Source organism: Streptomyces nidicola (assembly GCF_050106155.1).
GTDB lineage: Bacteria > Actinomycetota > Actinomycetes > Streptomycetales > Streptomycetaceae > Streptomyces.
Genome location: NZ_JBNBPI010000001.1, coordinates 4272026 through 4287710 on the forward strand (window position 1 = coordinate 4272026; position 15685 = coordinate 4287710).

15 protein-coding genes are annotated in these 15685 nt (G+C 70.9%); 6 read left to right on the top strand and 9 right to left on the bottom strand.

What is annotated here, in order from left to right:
* Nucleotides 1-5 precede the first annotated feature (5 nt).
* The 4 genes from ACOKM3_RS19425 (at nucleotide 6) to ACOKM3_RS19440 (ending at nucleotide 3918) form a co-directional block, all read left to right on the top strand.
* The gene (locus ACOKM3_RS19425; RefSeq protein WP_426906835.1) at nucleotides 6-455 is read left to right on the top strand and encodes a nucleoside deaminase; all 450 of its coding nucleotides are present in this window, start codon (nucleotides 6-8) and stop codon (nucleotides 453-455) included.
* A 140-nt stretch (nucleotides 456-595) separates the two neighbouring features.
* The gene (locus ACOKM3_RS19430) at nucleotides 596-2005 is read left to right on the top strand and encodes a purine-cytosine permease family protein (protein WP_426902081.1); all 1410 of its coding nucleotides are present in this window, start codon (nucleotides 596-598) and stop codon (nucleotides 2003-2005) included.
* A 65-nt stretch (nucleotides 2006-2070) separates the two neighbouring features.
* A complete protein-coding gene (locus ACOKM3_RS19435) occupies nucleotides 2071-3060 on the top strand; it encodes a quinone oxidoreductase family protein (protein ID WP_426902083.1) in 990 nt (329 codons plus the stop codon).
* A 264-nt stretch (nucleotides 3061-3324) separates the two neighbouring features.
* Nucleotides 3325-3918: a TetR/AcrR family transcriptional regulator gene (locus ACOKM3_RS19440; RefSeq protein ID WP_426902085.1), complete on the top strand. Its 594-nt coding sequence runs from the start codon at nucleotides 3325-3327 to the stop codon at nucleotides 3916-3918.
* Here the strand turns inward: ACOKM3_RS19440 and ACOKM3_RS19445 are convergent.
* Complete coding sequence (locus ACOKM3_RS19445) at nucleotides 3867-5135, bottom strand: PucR family transcriptional regulator (RefSeq protein WP_426902087.1); 1269 nt, start codon at nucleotides 5133-5135, stop codon at nucleotides 3867-3869. The genes ACOKM3_RS19440 and ACOKM3_RS19445 overlap by 52 nt on opposite strands.
* Nucleotides 5136-5247: 112 nt before the next feature.
* Here ACOKM3_RS19445 and ACOKM3_RS19450 point away from each other — a divergent pair, with 112 nt between their 5' ends.
* On the top strand, nucleotides 5248-6228 hold the full coding sequence (locus ACOKM3_RS19450) for an isopenicillin N synthase family dioxygenase (protein WP_426902089.1): 981 nt from the start codon (nucleotides 5248-5250) through the stop codon (nucleotides 6226-6228).
* A gap of 62 nt (nucleotides 6229-6290) precedes the next feature.
* On the opposite strand, the gene ccsB is transcribed toward ACOKM3_RS19450, so the two are convergent.
* The 7 genes from ccsB to hemL form a co-directional block, all read right to left on the bottom strand.
* Complete coding sequence (gene ccsB / locus ACOKM3_RS19455) at nucleotides 6291-7373, bottom strand: c-type cytochrome biogenesis protein CcsB (RefSeq protein ID WP_426902091.1); 1083 nt, start codon at nucleotides 7371-7373, stop codon at nucleotides 6291-6293.
* A complete protein-coding gene (gene resB / locus ACOKM3_RS19460; RefSeq protein ID WP_426902093.1) occupies nucleotides 7370-9085 on the bottom strand; it encodes a cytochrome c biogenesis protein ResB in 1716 nt (571 codons plus the stop codon). Before resB ends, ccsB begins: the two co-directional genes overlap by 4 nt.
* A gap of 3 nt (nucleotides 9086-9088) precedes the next feature.
* Nucleotides 9089-9853: a cytochrome c biogenesis CcdA family protein gene (locus ACOKM3_RS19465; protein WP_426902094.1), complete on the bottom strand. Its 765-nt coding sequence runs from the start codon at nucleotides 9851-9853 to the stop codon at nucleotides 9089-9091.
* 6 nt (nucleotides 9854-9859) lie between these two features.
* Nucleotides 9860-10480: a TlpA family protein disulfide reductase gene (locus tag ACOKM3_RS19470; protein WP_426902096.1), complete on the bottom strand. Its 621-nt coding sequence runs from the start codon at nucleotides 10478-10480 to the stop codon at nucleotides 9860-9862.
* Nucleotides 10481-10546: 66 nt separating this feature from the next.
* A complete protein-coding gene (locus tag ACOKM3_RS19475) occupies nucleotides 10547-11785 on the bottom strand; it encodes a polysaccharide deacetylase family protein (RefSeq protein WP_426902098.1) in 1239 nt (412 codons plus the stop codon).
* 190 nt (nucleotides 11786-11975) lie between these two features.
* Nucleotides 11976-12668: a histidine phosphatase family protein gene (locus tag ACOKM3_RS19480; RefSeq protein WP_426902100.1), complete on the bottom strand. Its 693-nt coding sequence runs from the start codon at nucleotides 12666-12668 to the stop codon at nucleotides 11976-11978.
* A complete protein-coding gene (gene hemL, locus ACOKM3_RS19485; protein ID WP_426902102.1) occupies nucleotides 12665-13990 on the bottom strand; it encodes a glutamate-1-semialdehyde 2,1-aminomutase in 1326 nt (441 codons plus the stop codon). Before hemL ends, ACOKM3_RS19480 begins: the two co-directional genes overlap by 4 nt.
* 206 nt (nucleotides 13991-14196) lie before the next feature.
* On the opposite strand from hemL, the gene ACOKM3_RS19490 reads away from it, so the two are divergent.
* The gene (locus ACOKM3_RS19490; protein ID WP_426902104.1) at nucleotides 14197-14784 is read left to right on the top strand and encodes a hypothetical protein; all 588 of its coding nucleotides are present in this window, start codon (nucleotides 14197-14199) and stop codon (nucleotides 14782-14784) included.
* Nucleotides 14785-14794: 10 nt separating this feature from the next.
* Here ACOKM3_RS19490 and ACOKM3_RS19495 read toward each other — a convergent pair whose 3' ends face one another.
* Nucleotides 14795-15661: an LLM class flavin-dependent oxidoreductase gene (locus ACOKM3_RS19495; RefSeq protein WP_426902106.1), complete on the bottom strand. Its 867-nt coding sequence runs from the start codon at nucleotides 15659-15661 to the stop codon at nucleotides 14795-14797.
* Nucleotides 15662-15685 lie beyond the last annotated feature (24 nt).

Consider the following 15685-nt stretch of genomic DNA (forward strand, 5'->3'; position numbering starts at 1 on the left):
GCGCCATGGATCTCGATCTCGCCCGCACCTGGCTCGCCACCGCCGTGGAGGAGGCGAAGGCCGGTCTCGCGGAGGGCGGCATCCCGATCGGCGGCGCCCTGTACTCCGCCGACGGCAAGCTCCTCGGCCGCGGCCACAACCGGCGCGTTCAGGACGCCGACCCGTCCTCGCACGGGGAGACCGACGCGTTCCGCAACGCCGGGCGGCAGCGCACGTACAAGGGCACCACGATGGTGACCACGCTCAGCCCCTGCTGGTACTGCTCGGGTCTGGTGCGGCAGTTCGGGATCTCGCGCGTGGTGGTCGGCGAGGCGCGCACCTTCCACGGCGGGCACGACTGGCTCGCGGAGCACGGCGTCGAGATCGTGCTGCTCGACGACCCCGAGTGCGTCGCCATGATGGAGGACTTCATCGCGGCGAAGCCGCAGCTGTGGAACGAGGACATCGGCGAATGAGCCGTCGGCAGTGAAAGGCGCGTGACGGTGGACGGCTCGCGGACGGCGTAGGGCGCGTACAAGTTGTACGCCGTCGCGCCCCCTGAAGCGGACAGTGCGCCCCTGTGCGGGACCGCTCCGCACCCGGACACTCAGGGGGCATGACGACCGCCCCGGGCACCGCTCCCACCAGCACGTCCCCACCCCCTCCCGCCTACGGCGACAAGATCGTCGCCGTGGAGACGGCCGGGGCGGAGCCGATCCCCGACGCCGAACGGCACGGCGGGCCACGGCAGCTGCTGTGGACCTGGGCCTCGCCGAACATCGAGTTCGCGACGGTCTACATCGGCGTGATCTCCGTCCTGTTCTTCGGCCTCAGCTTCTGGCAGGCGGCCGCGGCCCTGCTGCTCGGCACCGCGCTCGGCGCGCTGACGCAGGGGATCCTGTCGCTGGACGGGCCGCGGTTCGGCGTGCCGCAGATGGCGATCGGGCGCCTCGCCTTCGGCTTCCGCGGCAACGCGCTGCCCGCGGGGGTCAACGCTCTGGTGGCGGGCGTCGGCTGGTTCGCCGTGAACAGCGTGAGCGCCGCGTTCGCCCTGAACACGCTGACCGGTCTGCGGCCGCTGCCCTCGCTGCTCGTGGTCGTCGCCGCCGAGATCGTCATCGGCTTCATCGGGCACAACTTCGTGCACACCTTCGAGCGGTACGCGTTCCCGGTGCTCGCCGTCGTCTTCCTGGTGGCGGGCGCCTGGACGTTCGGCGAGGCGGACCTGTCGGCGGCCGGTGGCGAGGGTGGCATCGGCGGCTTCCTGCTCGCGTTCAGCTCGGCGTGGGGGTACGCGGCGGGCTGGAACCCGAACGCGTCGGACTACTCGCGCTATCTGCCGCGCACCGCGAACCGCTTCCGTACGGTCCTGTACCCGGCGCTCGGGATGTTCCTGTCCGTCTCGGTCGTGGCGCTGACCGGCGCGGCGTCGGCGACGATCGCCGCGCCCGCGGGAGCGACGCCCACGGCCGCCTTCACCAGCCATCTCCCGTCCTGGCTCGGCCACTTGGTGCTGGTGGCGATCATCCTGGGCGCGATCTCGGCGAACGCCCTCAACATCTACTCGTCCTCCATGTCGATCACCGCCATCGGCCTGCGGCTGCCGCGGTGGCTCGGCCGCAGCACGCTGGTCGTCCTGACGGGCCTCGCGGGCACGGCGGCGGCGTGGTCCTCACTCTCCGACGCGGGGCACGCGTACGAGGCGTTCCTGCTGGTGATCGCGTACTGGATCGGCCCGTGGCTGGGCGTGGTGCTCACGGAGAGGTGGCGCTCGCGACGCACGCCCGGGGCCGATCTCGTCGGCCGCCTCGGCAACCCCGGATTCTCCAACTGGCCAGGATTCGCGGCCCTGTTGGCGGGCATCGCGGTCTCCGTCCCTCTCTTCTCGAATCAGGAGCAGTACGCGGGGTGGGCGGCGCGGCACTGGTCCTCGATCGGCGACGTGACGTGCCTGGTCGGCTTCGCGGTGAGCGCGGTGGTGTACGCGACAGCTTGCCGAGTGTTCGCTGAGCGTCGTACAGTCTGAGCCGTTGGTGTTCGTCGAGCGACGAACACCTGTCGGTTCTTCTCGGGCGACGGAAGGCGTGTGTCATGCGAGCGGTGCGGTTCGAGGAGTACGGCGGGCCCGAGGTCCTGCGGGTGACGGAGGACGTGGTGGTGCCGGAGCCGGGGCCCGGCCGGGTGAGCATCGATGTGGCGTACGCCGGGGTGAACTTCGCCGACCTCAAGGCCCGCGCGGAGGGCTACCGGGTGGACGCACTGCCGTACTCCCCCGGCCTGGAGGTCTCCGGCCGCGTACGCGCCCTGGGGGCGGGAGTCGAGGGGCTCGCGGTCGGCCAGGAGGTCGCCGCGCTCACCACCTCCGGCGGCTACGCGGAGGTGGCCGTCGCCGACGCCGTCACCACCTTCCCGCTCCCCGACGGCCTCTCCCTGCGCACGGCCGCGACACTGCCGACCGTGCTGCCGACGGCGTACGCGCTGCTGCACTCGGTGGGGCGGCTGCGCTCCGGCGAGACCGTGCTCGTGCAGGGCGCGGCGGGCGGAGTCGGCACGGTGGCCGGGCAGTTGGCGCGGGCGGCGGGCGCGGGGCAGGTGATCGGCGTCGTGTCGAGCGAGGCGAAGGCCGCGTACGCGAAGGGGTACGGGTACGACCACGTGGTCCTGGCCGATGGATTCGGCGCCGCGGTACGGGAGTTGACGGGCGGTCGCGGGGTCGATCTGGCGCTGGACCCGGTGGGCGGGGAGACGCTCCGGGAAACCCGGGAGGCGCTCGCGGTGTTCGGGCGGCTCGTGTCCTTCGGCAACGCGTCGTCCGCGCCCGCGTGGCAGGTCGGCCAGCCCGAGCTGTACCCGACGGGCCTCTCCGTGGCCGGCTTCTCCATCCTCGGCCTCGCCCGGACGGCCCCTGCCGAACTGCGGTCACTCGCCGAACACGCCTTCGCGGTACCGGGCGTCGAACTCCCGGTGACCGCGGAATTCCCCCTCACGGAGGCGGCGGAGGCCCACCGCCTGATGGGTTCGCGCACGAGCACGGGCAAGCTGCTGCTGCGGGCGGGCCGATCAAGCCGGTGCGGCGGGTGAGCAGCGGCGGGCTCGGGCGGCGCGGGCATCCCCCTCCGGCACCCGCGCCGCGAACCCCGCCCGCTGGGCGAGCAGGTCAAGAACGGGAGACGGCCGGGCCGTCGAGCGGTCCCCAGTGCCGCTCGACGGCCTCGGCCAGGGTGATCCCTGTGTTGTCCGACACGGGGATCAGTGTGGCTCAGCACCTTACTGAACTGGAGTGAATTTCTAGAAATTCACTATAGAAACACAGCCCTGGGGAGGTGCCTTAGGCTGGTCGTCGTCATGAGCCCCAAGCAACTGCGCGGCGCGGAAACCGTCGACCGCCTCCTCGATGCCGCTCTGCGCGTGTACGCGGACGCCGGCGAGCAGGGCATCACCGTCAGCTCCCTGACGCGGACGGGCGGGGCGAGTCCGGGCAGCCTGTACCACCACTTCGGCAGCGTCGACGGGCTGATGCAGGCGCTGTTGCTGCGCTGGCTCGGTCGGCTCCTCGGAGAACTCACCGCGGCCCTCGAACGCTCCCGCACACCGCGCACGGGGATCCAGGCGATCGTCGAAACGTATCTGCGCTTCATCCGCGAACACCCCGACGCCTCCCGCCTGTTGCACTCCTCGTACGCCGACCGGCTGGGGATGGCGCAGGCCCGCCAGTTGCGCGACACGCAGGAGGCCCGGCTCTCGCCGCTGACCGAGTGGATGCGGCAGCACGTCGACTCCGGCGCGATCGCCCCGCTGCCCGAGCCGCTCATCGAGGCCCTGGTACTCGGCCCGGTCGTCGGCCTCGCGCGCGGCTGGCTCGCCGGGACGCACGAGACCGACCTCGATCAGGCCGCGCGCGTCCTGTCGGAGAGGATCTGGCGCTCGCTGGCCCCCTGACCGGCCCGCCCGGCCCCCACGACCCGGGCCGCGCACGCCGCCTGGAGCAGTTCCCCGAGCAGTTCCGGGTCGCCGACCTCGGCGCCGAGCAGCGACTCGATGCGCTCGAGGCGCTGGTAGAGGGACTGCCGTCCGATGTGCAGGAGCGCGGCGGTACGCGTGGGGCTGCAGCCGTGCCGCAGATGCACCTCAAGGGTGTGCACGAGGTCGCTGCCGTGCACGGCCTCCCACTCCAGGAGCGGCCCGAGGACGTCACCGACGAGCCGCGTCAGCCGCTCCCGGTTGGCCTCCACACCGCCCCTGGTCAGCTCCCGCTCGAGGGCGAGCGCCCGCGAGGACGCCACCAACGGCCCCTCGGCGAGCGCCGGTTCGGCCGCCGGCACGGTCAGCGCCAGCTCCAGCGTCGTACGGGCCGTGCGCAGCGTGTCGCTCCAGCGCAGCCACCCGTCACCCGCGGCGACCGCGGGCCCGACCGCCACGGTGAGCCCCGGCGCGGCCACGGCACGGAAGGCGTCGAGGACGGCGCGCACCGGGTCACGCCCGGCCGGCGCCGCCACCAGCGCGAGCACATCACCGGGGAACGCGGCACACAGCGCGCCCCGCCCCGCCACCCGGTCGACCGCCGCGCGGGCCGCCACCGCCGGACCGTGCACGGAGACCCCGACGAGCCGCGCCCCGGGCCCGGGCCGGAACCCGGCGAGCGCCGAACGCGCCTGCACCTCCGGCTGATTGAGTGCCTGCCGCTCGGCCAGATCGGCGAGCAGCGCGGCCGAATGGTCGGCGGCCCGCAGCGTCACCGCGGGGCGGGCGGCGAGCCCGTGGGTGACGATGGCCCGGTTGGCGGCCTCCGCGATCCGCACGAACGGCACGACGCGCCGCAACGCGATCAGCGGGAACCCCAACTCCCTTGCTGCCGCCACCACTTCGGACGGCATACGTTCCAGGGCCCGGCCCACCTCCACGGCGAGGCCCACCGCCCCGCGCGCCGTCAACTCCCGTACGTAGCGGCGCAGCGCGCCCCCGTCGGCGTCGAGGAACGCGAACCCGTTCGTCAGCAGCAGCTCCCCGCCGTCCAGGAAGCCCGCCCCCTCGTACACCTCGCTCGAATGCACCCAGCGCACCGGACGGTCCAACGCCCCCTCCCCTGCGAGCAGTTCGGGTTCGGCGGCGCCGACGACGTCGAGGCTCAGGATCTCGCGGAGCGTAAGAGCGGACACGGGACCTCCCGGTCCGCACGCGCGCGTGCGGACATTCCGTCGGGGTGGGGACGGCCGGGACAGTACGCCCCGCACGTTGCCCCGGTGTTTCCGCGCCGCGAGAGTGGACCGCATGACCGCTTCCCCCGGCGCCGCGCCGCGCATCCCGACCATCGACCTCCGGCCCTGGCTGTCCGGCGACCCGCGGGCCCGCGCCGCGATCGCCGCCACCGTGGACGACGCGCTGCGCACGGCCGGGTTCCTGCTGGTCACCGGGCACGGCGTCGACCCGGCCCTGCGCACCCGGATCCGGGACGCGGCCCGCGGGTTCTTCCGGCTGCCGGCGCCCGTGAAGGAGCCGTACAGCGTGAAGGTCGGCGGCCGCGGCTGGCTCGGGCCGGGCGCCGAGGCCAACGGGTACGCCGAGGGCACCGAGACGCCGCCCGACCTGAAGGAGTCGCTGTCCTTCGCCACGGCGACGCCCTTCGACGACCCGGCGGTGCGCGCCGAGTGGTCGGGCGAGAACGTCTTCCCGGCCGAGTCGCCGCAGCTGCGCGCGCTCGTGGAGACGTACCTGGAGCAGATGCGGACTCTCTCCGACCGGCTGCTCGAACTCCTCGCGGCCGCCCTCGACGAGCCCGCCGACTTCTTCACCCGGCACACCGCGCACCCCACCTGGGGCTTCAACATCAACTGGTACCCGGGCACGGAGGTCGTCGGCGCTCCGGAGCCGGGCCAGTTCCGGATCGGCCCGCACACCGACTTCGGCACGGTGACGGTCCTCGACCGGCAGGCCGGGAAGGGCGGCCTCCAGGTGTTCACGGACGAGGGCGGCTGGGAGGACGCCCCGTACGATCCGGACGCCTTCACCATCAACATCGGTGACCTGATGGCCCGCTGGACCGGCGACCGCTGGCGCTCCGGCCGCCACCGCGTCCTGCCGCCGCCCGCGGACGCGCCCGCCGAGGAGCTCATGTCGCTCGTCTACTTCTACGAGTGCGACCCCGGCACGACCGTCGAACCACTGCCCGCACCGAAGGGCCGCGTCGCATACGAGCCCGTCGATTCGCACGCGTACCTGCGCGGAAAGCTGGACGCCATCACGGTGGGCTGACGCGCGTACGCGAAAGGCCGGCCCCGCAGGAGCAGGACCGGCCTTTCACGAAGCGAGGTGGCTCACACGCCGGCGTACGAGTGCTTGCCCGTGACGAAGATGTTCACGCCGTAGTAGTTGAAGATCCAGCAGCCGAACGCGATCAGCGCCAGGTACGCGGCCTTGCGGCCCTTCCAGCCGGCCGTCGCGCGGGCGTGCAGGTACGCCGCGTAGGCGACCCAGGTGATGAACGACCAGGTCTCCTTGGGGTCCCAGCCCCAGTAGCGGCCCCACGCGTCGCCCGCCCAGATGGCACCCGCGATGATCGTGAACGTCCACAGCGGGAAGACGGCCGCGTTCACGCGGTAGGAGAACTTGTCCAGGGACTGCGAGGCGGGCAGCCGCTCCATGACGGAGGTCGCGAACCGGCCGGGGGTGCCGCCGCCCGCGAGCTTGCTCTCGTACGAGTCCTTGAAGAGGTACAGGATCGTGCCGACCGCGCCGACGTAGAAGACCGCGCCGCAGAAGATCGCCGTCGAGACGTGGATGTACAGCCAGTACGAGTGCAGCGCCGGCACCAGCTGGTCGCTGGACGTGTACAGCACCGTGGTGGCGAGACCGAGGTCGAGCAGGACCGTGATGACCAGGGGCAGTCCGAGCCAGCGCACGTTCTTCTTCAGCGCCAGCAGGACCAGGTAGATGGCCACGGCGACGGTGGAGAAGGTGATGCTGAACTCGTACATGTTGCCCCACGGGGCCCGCTCCACCGAGAGCGCGCGCGTGAGCACGCCGCCGAACTCGATGATGAAGCCGAGCGCCGTGAGGGAGATGGCGATGCGCCCGTACAGGTCGCCCTGTGCGTCACCGCCGGCGGCGCCGGGGCCGTCCGGCACGTCACGCGCGCCGGCCGCGGCCCGCGTCACGACCTTCGGCCGCTCCAGGACGGCCGTGCCGCCCTCCTTCTTCACCGTGACGGCGGGCGCGGCGGCCTTCGTCTCGGCGTTGCCGGTCAGCGCGGCGGCGGTTCGGCCGACCTTGCTGCGGCTACCGAAGATCCACTCGGCCATGTTCGCGAAGAACGCGAGCAGATACACGGCCATCGACGAGTAGATGAGGACGTTACTGGTGTGAGCCAGGTTCTCGTTGACTGCGGCGGCGAGAGTCACTTCTCAGCCCCTTCGGCGGCAGGAACAGCGGTGGTTGATGCGGAGGTTTCGGTGGGTTCGGGGGCGCTCGGCGCCTCGCTGTGCAGCTGCTCGACCAAGGAGCCCAGCTCCTCCGGCAGCTTCGCGGACTCGCTGCGGCCGAGGCCCGCCATCTCGACGACGGTCACCCCGTCCTCGCCTTCGACGGCGCGCACCCAGACGCGGCGGCGCTGGATGAACAGGGAGCCGGCCAGACCGCCGATCGCGGCGATGGCGCCGCCCAGTGCCCAGGTGTCACCGGGCTGGTGGGAGATCTGGAAGGTGACCCATTCCTTGATGTCCTTGTCGAACGTGATGGACCCCGCCCCGCCCGGCAGCTTCATCGTCTCGCCGGGCAGCAGCCGCTGCTTGAGCGCCTTGCCCTTGGAGTCCTTGAAGGCCTTCATGTGCGAGGTGTCCAGCTGGTACACGTTCTGCGGAAGGCCGGCGTCGACGCCGAGGTCGCCGTGCGTCGCGTTCAGCGCGAGGACGGGGAAGTCGAGCGCGGGGAACTGGGAGAGCATCGTGCCCTTGCCCGCGCCCGCGAACGTCGGCACGAACCAGGCGGCGAAGCCCAGCTGTTCCTTCTTGCCCTGCGCGTTCTTGTAGCCGTCCATCACCTTGATGGCGCCCTGCGAGGAGATGTTGGAGTCGATCGGCAGCATCGGCACGGTCTGCTTCGAGACGACCTTGCCCTTGCCGTCGCGGACCGTGACGGGGACCGCGTAGCCGTGCCCGTTGAGGAAGATCTTGGTGCCGTCGATGTCCAGCGGGTGGTTGGACTCGATCTTGGCCTGCTTCGTCTTGTCGCCCGATCCCTCGGTGTAGCTGACGTTCGCGCGGAACGTGCGCGGGGTGCCCTTCTCGGGGCCCGTGCGCTCGTACGTGGCCGTGAACTTGTCGAGCGTGAAGCTGAACGGCGACAGGTCGTTATCGCTGTCGAAGAGGTTGCCGGACTTGAAGTCGTCGTACTGCGTGAGCGTGTTGGCGAACCCGTCGCCCTCGGTGACGAGCTTGCCGCCCTCGAACTTGAACAGCTGGCCCCAGGCGAAGGACACCAGCATCACGATCAGCGCGATGTGGAAGACGAGGTTGCCGACCTCGCGCAGATAGCCCTTCTCGGCCGCGACCGCGGTCCCTGCGACGTGTGCGCGGTAGCGGCGCTTCTTCATCATCGCGAGGGCGGCGGCGCGCACCTGCTCGGGGTCCGCCTCGGTGCGCCACGTCGCGTACGCGGGCAGCCGGGTGAGCCGCTTGGGCGCGCCCGGCGGACGGCCGCGCAGCTGCCCGACGAACTGCCAGGTGCGCGGCACGATGCAGCCGATGAGGGAGATGAACAGCAGCAGGTAGATCGCGGAGAACCACACCGAGCTGTAGACGTGGAAGAAGCCGATCTTGTCGTAGATCGACGCGAGCGTGTCGTGGGCCTTGCGGAAGGTGTCGACCTTGGTCGGGTCCGTGCCCTGCTGGGGGATCAGCGAGCCGGGGATGGCGCCGAGGGAGAGCAGGAACAGGAGGATCAGGGCGACCCGCATCGAGGTGAGCTGCCGCCAGAACCAGCGGACCCAGCCGATGACACCGAGCCGGGGCAGGTTGGGCGCACGGTCCTCCTGGGGGGCCGTGCTCAGCTGGGACGCGGCTTCGAGCTCAGCGGGATCGCCGCCGGTCTGCACGTCGTCGGTCGTGTTGCTCATGGATCAGATTCCCACCTGGAAGCCGGTGGACCAGGTCCGCATCTGCCCCACGAGGGCGTCCCACGCACCCGTGAGCAGCAGAACTCCGGTCAGGATCATCATGATGCCGCCGATGCGCATCACCCACGTGTAGTGCTGCTTGACCCAGCCGAACGCGCCGAGCGCCTTGCGGAAGGCGATCGCGGCGAGCACGAAGGGCACGCCGAGGCCGAGGCAGTACGCGATGGTCAGTATCGCCCCGCGGCCCGCGGTGCTCTGCACCGAGGAGAGGCCGATCACGGAGGCGAGGGTCGGGCCGATGCAGGGGGTCCAGCCGATGCCGAACAGCGCGCCGAGGACCGGGGCTCCGGCCAGACCGGCGGCGGGCTTCTTGTGGAAGCGGAACTCCCGCTGCGTCATCCAGGGCATGAAGCCCATGAAGAAGATCCCCATGCCGATCATGAGGACGCCGAGCACCTTGCTCAGCACCCCTTGGTACTCCTGGAGCGTCTGGCCGAAGAAGCCGAACAGGGCGCCGCCGGAGACGAAGACGGCGGTGAACCCGAGGACGAACAGGCTGGCGCCCGCTGCCATCCGGCCCCGCCGCTGCTCCATCAGATCGGTGCCGGTGATGCCGGTCACGTAACTCAGATAGCCGGGTACGAGGGGCAGCACGCACGGGGAGAAGAAGGAGACCAGGCCGCCGAGCAGAGCCACGGGGACGGCCAGGAGGAGCGCACCGTCGGTGACGGTGTCACCGGCGGCGAGTGTGACGAGGGAGGAGCTCACCTTCGCTCACTTCTCCGCGACGACCGGCGCGACCATCTTGCGCAGGGCCTTCTCGCTGAGTGGCTTGAGCGAACGCGCGGCGATCTTTCCCTCGCGGTCGACGACGATCGTCGAGGGGATGGCCTGCGGGTTGAGGGTGCCCTTCTCGAACTTGAGGAGGAGCCGGCCCGTCGGGTCGTAGAAGCTCGGGTACGGGACGTCGTAGGACTCCTCGAACTTCTTGGCCGGGTTGGTGCTGGTGTCCCGGGTGTTGATGCCGAGGAACTGGACGCCCTGCTTCTCGGTGTCCCCCGCGACCTTCACGAAGTTCGGCGCCTCTGCCCGGCAGGGCGGGCACCAGGAGCCCCAGACGTTGAGGACGACGACCTTGCCCTTGTAGTCGGACATGTCGAGCTGCTTGCCCTCCAGGTCCTTGCCGGTCAGGGAGGGGGCGTCGTGGCGCTCGCCCTTCTTGACCGTGGCGATGCCGCCGGACCCGGTGACGAAGTTGGTGTTGTTGCCGCCGCCCGAGGTACCGCCGGAGCCGCAGGCCGTCAGCGCGAGGGCCGCCACGGCGGCTCCTACGGTCAGCTTGGCGGCGCGGCGCTTCGTCGCGGTGGTGCGGGGGGTGCGGGAGGCGGCACTCATGTGAAAAGTTTCGCATGTCTGTTTAGGGGATCTTCCGCACCCCCCTCGCGGTGGGAAAAGCCCACTTCAAGAGGGGTTTGCGAGGAACTTGCGCCAGCCTTCGGACGGCTGCTGTCCCACGTCGAGCGTACGCAGCTTCGCCAGCGTTTTTGGGTCCTGCGCGTCGAGCCAGTCGACGAACTGCCGGAAGGAGACGAGCCGCACGTCACGGTGGGTCTCCGCGGTGGCCGCGATGTGCTTCAGCGCGTCCTCGACGGCGTCCATGTAGATGCCGCCGTTCCACTCCTCGAAGTGGTTGCCGATGAAGAACGGCACCCGGTTCGTCTCGTATGCCCGCTTGAATCCCTGGATGTACGCCTGCGCGGACTGCTCGCGCCAGCCCGGGTAGTTGGCGGCGGGCGCGCGCGTGGAGTTGAGGGACTGGTTGGCCAGCATGTTGTAGTCCATCGACAGGACCTCGAAGCTCCGGCCGGGGAACGGGACGGCCTGCAGCGGCAGATCCCAGATCCCGAGCCGCTTGTGCGGCCAGCGCTGGACGCCGCCGGGCGAGGACGCGTCGTAGCGCCAGCCGAGTTCGCGGGCGGTGGGCAGCAGGTTCTCCTGGCCCAGCAGACAGGGTGTGCGGCCGCCGACGAGTTCCTTGTCGTAGTCGAAGGGCAGCGCAGGCAGGTCCTTCCAGCCCGTGTTCGTACGCCACTTCTTTACGAAGGACGTCGCCTGGTCGATCTCGTCGCGCCACTGCGCGGGCGTCCAGTTGGCGACGGAGCCGGAGCCCGCGCAGAAGTGCCCGTTGAAGTGCGTGCCGATCTCGTGCCCTTCGAGCCAGGCGCGGCGGACGTACTTCAGGGTCTCCTTGATGTGGGCGTCGGTCAGATAGCCGATGTCGGAGGCGCCGACGGGGTTGTTCGGCGGGCGGTAGAGCCGCTTCTTCGACTCCGGCAGGAGATAGAGCCCCGACAGGAAGAAGGTCATGTGCGCGCCGTGGTCCTCGGCGAGCTTCAGGAAGCGCGGGAAGAGCCCGTTGCCCACCTCGCCCGCGCCGTCCCAGGAGAAGACCACGAACTGCGGCGGCTTCTGGCCGGGTTCGAGCCGCTCGGGCCTGCCGGGCTGCCGCGGCTGCTTTCCGGTGTACGCCGTCGAGCCGTCGCCGATGGGCCTCAGCTGCTCCCGGCCGGGCGGGCCCGCGTTGCCGTGCTCCTGGGAGCCGACCTTCCGGCCACCGCCCGTACCGCACCCGGCGAGCAGCGCCCCGCTCGCCGCGCCCGCGCCGAGCCCGAGCAGTCCCCTGCGACTCACGTCCCGCATTCCGTCGTCCCCATTCCTCACGCTGCCCCATTCACAGGGGCGCCCCGGAAGAGGGCAGGAGGAACACGCGGGTTCCGGTAAACCGTCCGGTTTTGCAGTGAATTGAAGGGGTACGCGAAAGGCCGCCGGATTGACGGCGGCCTTTCACGCGGAATGTGTTGCCGGGATCAGGCGATTCGTTTGCCCAGGATCAGGCCCCGAAGGCCTTGTCCTTCCCCTTCACCGGCTTGGCGCCGGCCAGGAGATGCGCGGGAACGAGGTCGCGGGCGGGCTCGGTGTAGCCCACGGACACGATCTTGTCGCCCTGGTACGTGAACGTCGTCAGCGAGGCGAGCGTGCACTGCCGCTTGCGCGGGTCGTGCCACAGGCGCCGCTTCTCGACGTAACTCCGCACGATCCAGATGGGCAGCTGGTGGCTGACGCACACGGCCTCGTGCCCGCGCGCGGCGTCCTTCGCCGCGTCGAGCGCGCCCATCATCCGCACGACCTGGTCGATGTACGGCTCGCCCCAGGACGGCTTGAACGGGTTGACCAGGTGCTTCCAGTTCTCCGGGTTCTTCAGCGCGCCGTCGCCGACGCCGAAGGTCTTGCCCTGGAAGACGTTGCCCGCCTCGATGAGCCGCTCGTCGCTGTCCAGGTCGAGGCCGTGCGACTTCGCGATCGGCGTCGCCGTCTCCTGCGCCCGGTCCAGCGGAGACGCCACGACGTGCGTGATGTCACGCGCCGAGAGGTGCTCGGCGACCCGGTCGGCCATCCGCCGGCCCAGCTCGGAGAGGTGGTAGTCGGGCAGGCGCCCGTACAGGATCCCCTCCGGGTTGTGCACCTCGCCGTGGCGCATCAGATGGACGACGGTGATGTCGTCGCCCGACTTCGGGGCGCTCATGCGGTGGCCTCCGCGGCGGCGCGGGCGGCGGCGGGCAGCGCGGCGGCGATGCGCTCGATCGCCCGCTCGTCGTGGGCCGTCGAGACGAACCAGGACTCGAAGGCCGACGGCGGCAGATACACGCCCTGCTCCAGCATCGAGTGGAAGAACGGACCGAAGCGGAAGGCGTCCTGCCCCTTCGCGTCCTCGTAGTCGTTCACCTCGTTCTCCGTGAAGAACACGGTGAACATGTTCGTGGCGTTCTGCACGCGGTGCGCGACGCCCTCCTTGGTGAGCGCCTCGCTCACCAGGCCGCGCAGCTGCTCGCTGGTCGCGTTCACCTTCGCGTACGCGGCGTCGTCGAGCAGCCGCAGCTGGGCGACACCGGCGGCGGTGGCGACGGGGTTACCGGACAGCGTGCCCGCCTGGTAGACGGGACCGGCCGGAGCGAGGTGCGCCATGACATCGGCGCGGCCACCGAACGCGGCGGCCGGGAAGCCGCCACCCATGACCTTGCCGAACGTCAGCAGGTCGGGCACGACGCCGTCGACACCGAACCAGCCGGCCTTCGACGTACGGAAGCCGGTCATCACCTCGTCGGAGATGTACAGCGCGCCGTTCTCGGCGCACACGTCCTTGAGCCCCTGGTTGAAGCCCGCCTTCGGCGGCACGACGCCCATGTTGCCGGGCGAGGCCTCCGTGATCACACAGGCGATCTCGCCGGGGTGCGCGGCGAACGCGGCACGCACGGCCTCGATGTCGTTGTACGGCAGGACGATCGTGTCGCCGGCCTGCGCGCCCGTGACACCCGGGGTGTCAGGCAGGCCCAGCGTGGCGACACCGGAACCGGCGGCGGCGAGCAGCGCGTCGACGTGCCCGTGGTAGCAGCCGGCGAACTTGATGACCTTCGCCCGACCCGTGAATCCGCGGGCCAGCCGGATCGCCGACATGGTCGCCTCGGTGCCGGAGGACACGAGCCGCACCTGCTCGACGGGGTCGATCCGCCGGACGATCTCCTCGGCCAGCTCGACCTCACCCGCGCCCGGCGTACCGAAGGAGGTGCCGCGCGAGACGGCCTCCTGCACGGCCGCGATCACCTCGGGGTGGGAATGGCCGAGGATCATCGGCCCCCACGAGCACACGAGGTCGACATACTCGCGCCCGTCGGCATCGGTGAGATACGGACCGTTACCGGACACCATGAACCGGGGCGTTCCGCCCACCGCACGGAACGCGCGCACGGGCGAGTTCACGCCACCGGGCGTCACCGCTTCCGCACGGTCGAAAAGCCCCTGCGACGCGGGTGCCTCATAGGGATAGGGAGTGTTGTTCGCCTCTGCCATACCTCTCAGCGTACGGCCCACCCTCGCGCGCCCCAGCGCGTGGACCCGCGGGGACTCTAGACTCTGCCTCGCGCCATACCTTGCGGGCACGTTTCGGCGGGGGACCGTGGGGGAGGTCACTGACACGATGATCGGGTTGCGCGCAGGCGGTCGCGCGGCCTACAAAAGGGCTTGCGCGGCCCGGGGAACAGCAGTCGGGTGGAGATATGCATCGCGGTGGCGGACTGGGCGAGGGGACCGGCGACCTGGGCCCCCGGCGTGCCCGGCGGGGGAAGCACCGACGCGAAGAGGGCGAAGAGGCCAGGGACATCACGGCCAGCGACATCACGGACGGGGACATCGGGAATGGTGGCCGGGTGGGGGTGACCTACAAATACTTCGGCGCGCCCGACGGCGCGACGGCCGCCCGCGTCCCGATCTCCATGCGCCCCGAGGAGCTCGGCGGTGACGAGCTGGGCATGGGCGGCATGTTCACCAAGATCAAGCCGGAGACGATGGCCGCGATGGTCCTCACCGGCATAGAGGGCATACCCCTGCACAAGGTCCCGCCCCTGGAGCTCGTCGTCCTCCACCCCGACTACGCGGTGGTCAAGCTCCCCATGACGGTCGTCGACCCGCTGCGCGGGGTCGGCGAGGAGTCCGTTGGCGCCGCGGCGTTCATCTGGTCCACCGTCCCCGACCGCGGCGGGCCGCGCGACGCGTTCAACGTGTACCAACTGCTGCACGAGTGGCAGGACTTCAGCCACCGGCTGCACGATGCGGGGCATCAGGCGTACTGCCTGGTGTGGCCGTAGGTTTCCCGGCCTAGAGCACCGGCGGACCCGCCTCGATCCTTCGCAGCACCGCCTCGTACGAGTCGATCGTCCCGCCCGTCTGCAACTGCCGCTCGTCCCACCAGGTGGCGCCCGCGTCGGCCAGCGGCCCTACGACGTCGAGCGCGGCCGCCTTGCCGGGTGGCGTGAGCCCGCCGACGACGAAGTCGAAGGGGCCCTCGGTGGACTCCCGGTGCTCGTTCACGTAACGGACGACGTCCGCGAACTGGTCGGGGCGCGGCGGCACTCCGTGCAGGGCGTCGGCGAACAAGGGGGCCGCGCCGTCCCAGCGGGCCGCGCGGCGCATCGGCGGGCGGGCCGGCCAGAAGCCGCCGATCCAGACGGGCGGGCGGGGCTGCTGCGCGGTCGCGGGCAACAGCTGCGTCTCCTTTACGCGGAAGTGGGCGCCGTCGTGGTCCACCGTGCCGCCCGACCAGTACCGGGCGAGCAACTCCAGCCCCTCGTCGAGGCGTTCGGCGTGCACGATCCGGTCGACGGTGTCCCCGAAGTCACCGAACTCGTCGTCGACGGGACCGCCGAGACCGGCGCCGAACACGACGCGCCCACCGCTGAGCGCGTCCAACGTGGCGACCTGGCGGGCGAGTTGCTCGGGCCGGTATCGGGGCACCGCCGCGACGAGCGTGCCGACCTTGATCCGGGACGTGGCCAGGGCCGCCGCCGTGAGCAGCATCCAGGGATCACCGAAGGGCTTGCCGCGCCGCACCTTCTTGTCATGCACGACGTGGTCCCACACCAACAGGGCATCCCAGCCCGCCTCTTCGGCCGCGACGGCCGTGCGGGCGACGGTGTGGGCGTCGGCGAAGTCACCGAAGTTCGGGATGTTGACGGAGAAGCGCATGACGCCATGATGTCGGCCGGGACG